Origin of the sequence: Streptomyces niveiscabiei, assembly GCF_001419795.1 — a bacterium.
GTDB lineage: Bacteria > Actinomycetota > Actinomycetes > Streptomycetales > Streptomycetaceae > Streptomyces > Streptomyces niveiscabiei.
On the sequence record NZ_LIRL01000866.1, the window covers coordinates 1 to 3646 of the forward strand.

Genomic DNA, 3646 nt, shown 5'->3' on the forward strand with positions numbered 1-3646 from the left:
ACCCGGCACCCCCTTAGGCGCACCGCTACTTCCTCCTACGCACGAAATACGCCCCGCACAACGCCCCCACCACCCCCGTCGCCAGCAACGCCGTCCACAACGGCATGGTGACCTCGGGAATCAACAACCGGATCTTGGTCTGCCGGGTGTTCTCGAAGATGAACACCAGGGCGAGCACCCCCAGCACCGCAACGGCAACCCGCCCCGGCGTGAGCAGACCCGCCCCCTTCTTCTTCGCCCCGCTCTCGGACGTCGTCTTCGGACTCATGCGACCAGCGTGCGCCCGAGCAAACGGTTCCGCACGGCGAGCGCTCAGCGCAGCGCCGGTTCCTCCAGCACCAGCGTCCCCGCGTCCGCGTCGAGCACCGCCGCCACCCCGAAGGGCACCGTCAGCGCCCCCGCCCCGTGCCCGAACCCGAACTCCTCGACGACCGGCACCCCGAGCCCGCCGAGCCGGTCGACGAGCATGGCCCGTACGAGGGGGTAGGCGTCGCACTCCGCCCAGGACCCGAGGAGCACGCCCCGCACCCCGTCGAGCCACCCGGCGCGCAGCAGCTGGGTGAGGTAGCGGTCGAGACGGTACGTCTCCTCCCCCACGTCCTCCAGGCACAGCAGCCCGCCCCGCGCGGACGCCCGCGCGTACGGCGTACCCAGTTCTGCTGCTAGCAGGCACAGGCACCCGCCGAGCAGGACGCCCCGGGCCCGCCCGCCGACCAGCGCGCCCCCTCCGGCCGCGGTGACGACCTGGACGGACTCGGGTTCCATGAGGGTCGCCCGGAGATGCTGCTGCGCGGTCGCGTTCTTGAGGAAGTCAACGCCGGCGGCCATCGGCCCGTGCAAGGTGACGAGCCCGAGCCGGTTCGCGAACGCCTCGTGCAGCGCGGTGACGTCGCTGAAGCCGACGAGCACCTTCGGCCCGGCCGCCCGCAGCGCGTCCCAGTCGAGCAGGTCGGCCATGCGCTGGACGCCGTACCCGCCCCGCGCGCACAGCACGGCGTCGACGGACGGGTCGCACCAGGCGTGCTGGAGGTCGGCGGCCCGGTCGGCGTCGGCGCCCGCGAGGTAGGGGAACTCCCGGTGCCGGTCGAGGACATGGGGCGCGACGACGGGGTCGAGTCCCCAGCCGCGCAGGATGTCGAGGCCGCCCTGGAGCCGCTCTTCGGGTACGGGCCCGCTGGGGGCGACGATCGCGACGCGGGCGCCGGGCGCGAGACGCCGGGGACGGGTCAACTCGTTCACAGGACCAGCTCTTTCCCGGGATGCAGTCCGAACACCTCGGTGTACAGGGCGAGTTCGGCCTCCAGTGCCCGCACGGTCGTGGCCGCCTCGCGGAACCCGTGCCCCTCGCCCTCGAAGGTGAGATACGTGTACGGCACGCCGACCCGCTCCAGGAACCGCTCGCACTGCGCGGGCGGACAGATCACGTCGTCCAGCCCCTGGAGCAGCAGGAACGGCACGCGGACGCGGTCCGCGTGCTCGACCGGCGACCGCTGCGCGAACCGCTCGGCCGGCCCGATCAGCCCGTCGAGGTAGCGGGATTCCAGGTCGTGCGTCCCGCCGTCCGCCCACGCCACGGGATCGAGAACGGGATAGCGGATCACGGCGCAGGCGTAGACGTCCGTACGGGTCAGCGACACGGCGGCGGTCCAACCCCCCGCGCTGCCGCCCCGGATGGCGAGCCGCCTCCGGTCGGCGGCCCCTTCCGCGACGAGCGCCAGCGCGACGGCGGCGCAGTCCTCGACGTCCACGACGCCCCAACTCCCGCGCAGCCGCTCGCGATACGCCCTCCCGTACCCGGTGGACCCGCCGTAGTCGACCTCGACGACGCCGATCCCCCGCGAGGTGAAGTACGCGATCTCCAGGTCGAGGACGAGCGGCGCCCGGTCGGTGGGCCCGCCGTGCGCCCACACGACGTACGGCGGCAACTCCCCTTCGGGTCCCGCGTGTCGGGGGTTGCGCGGCGGGTACACCTGCGCGTGGATCTCCCGCTCTCCCGGCCCGTCGAAGGTCCGCGCGACCGGCCGCGGGCAGTACGCCGGGTCCACGGCGTCGGCGTGCGCGGCCCCGACGACCCGCACGGCCCCGCTCCCCGCGTCCAGTTCGACGACCTCGTACCCGCTGGACGGTCCGGCCCCGACCCCGACGACCCGTTCCCCGCGCACGGCGAGCGTGGCCCCGAACTCGGTCCAGGGCCCGGCCAGTTCGGCGATCTCTCCGGTACCGGGGTCGAGCACGCCGAGCGCGGCGGCACCCCGCCCGTGGACGACGGCGATCCGCCCGTCCTCCAGCGGCGCGCACCAGCGCTGCCCCAGCTTCCACAGCGCCCCGCCGAACTCCTCGTCGCGCGGGCAGAGTTGACGCCCGTCGCGGTAGAGGTTCCACCAGCCGCTCCGGTCGGACACGTACAACAGCCCGCCGTCCGCCGCCCATTCGACCTGGACGACCGACTCCCGCGACCCGCCCGCGACGACGTGAGGCTCCCCGGCTTCGCCGGCTTCGGTGACTTCGGCGACCAGCAGCTCGGTCCCGTCCCACGGCATCCGGGGGTGGTCCCAGGCGATCCACGCCATCCTGCGCCGGTCCGGCGACAGCTTCGGCCCGGTGACGAACCTCCGCCGGTCGTCGGTGAGTTCACGCACGGCACCGGACCCGTCGAGCGGTACGGCGGCCAGGACGCGCCGTACGTCGGTGGGTGCCTCGCCGGTGAACTCCTCCTTCACGCACCAGACTTCGCCCCGTTCGGGCAGCAGCACCGGGTCGGCCCAGCGCAGCCCGCCGCCGACGCCGGAGACGGGGGTGAGGGGCCGGGGTCCGCCGTCGCCGTCGTACAGGTAGAGGCGCTGGTCCGCGAAGTGGACGAACACCACGAGGAGTTGCCCCTCGTGCACGGTCCCCGCCCAGGGGCAGCCGCCGTACTCGTGGACGCGGCTGCGGACGTTCCAGGGTGCGGCCAGGACCGCTTCCTCGGTGCCGTCGGCGCGGCGGCGGACGAGGGTGCGGCGGCCTCCCTCGGCGGGCCGGGGCGCCGTCCACCAGACCTCGTCGCCGACGAACCCGACGTACTCGGGGCGTCCGTCGTGCGCGCCGGCGAGGTCCGCGGTGATCGGCGAGGGCCAATCGCCGTACGGCAGGGCGCGGTTCACGCGGTGCGCAGGAAGCGGTCGAGGACGTCGACGCCGAAGTGCAGCGCGTCGACGGGGACGCGTTCGTCGACGCCGTGGAACAGGGCCTGGTAGTCGAGCCCTTCGGGCATCCTGAGCGGGGTGAAGCCGTAGGTGACGACGCCGATCCGGGAGAACTGCTTGGCGTCGGTGCCGCCCGACATGCAGTACGGGACGGTGTGCCCCTGGGGCGCGAACTCCCGTACGGCGGCCCGGAGTCCGGCGTACGTCGGGGTGTCCAGGGGTGCCTGGAGGGCGACGGAATGGTGCTGGAACTCCCAACTGACGTCAGGTCCGGTGAGCTTGTCGAGCGTCGCCCTGAACTCGTCCTCCGCGCCCGCGAGATAGCGTCCGTCGACGTAGGCGACGGCCTCGCCGGGGATGACGTTGACCTTGTAACCTGCGTCCAGCATCGTCGGGTTGGCGCTGTTGCGGACGGTCGACTCGACGAGGCTCGCGGCGGGGCCGAGCTTGGCGAGGAGGGC

General features: G+C 73.5%; 4 protein-coding genes. All 4 read right to left on the reverse strand.

Features of this window, described 5'->3' with window-relative positions; genetic code table 11:
• Positions 1–25: 25 nt before the first annotated feature.
• Positions 26–268 carry a LapA family protein gene (locus AOK24_RS35760; RefSeq protein ID WP_050375351.1) on the reverse strand — a complete coding sequence of 81 codons (243 nt, stop codon included), beginning with the start codon at positions 266–268 and terminating at the stop codon, positions 26–28.
• Positions 269–312: 44 nt separating this feature from the next.
• Positions 313–1239 (reverse strand): S66 peptidase family protein, encoded by a 927-nt coding sequence (locus AOK24_RS35765; RefSeq protein ID WP_055724136.1) that lies wholly within the window; start codon positions 1237–1239, stop codon positions 313–315.
• The gene (locus tag AOK24_RS35770; RefSeq protein WP_055724137.1) at positions 1236–3143 is read right to left on the reverse strand and encodes a prolyl oligopeptidase family serine peptidase; all 1908 of its coding nucleotides are present in this window, start codon (positions 3141–3143) and stop codon (positions 1236–1238) included. Before AOK24_RS35770 ends, AOK24_RS35765 begins: the two co-directional genes overlap by 4 nt.
• A partial coding sequence (locus AOK24_RS35775; protein WP_159052100.1) for a M20/M25/M40 family metallo-hydrolase occupies positions 3140–3646 on the reverse strand: 507 nt, incomplete at its 5' end. The genes AOK24_RS35770 and AOK24_RS35775, both read right to left, overlap by 4 nt.

What these genes read in the sequence shown, in the direction of transcription:
- AOK24_RS35760 (WP_050375351.1), bottom strand. Translation starts at nt 268, where the DNA reads ATGAGTCCGAAGACGACGTCCGAGAGCGGGGCGAAGAAGAAGGGGGCG.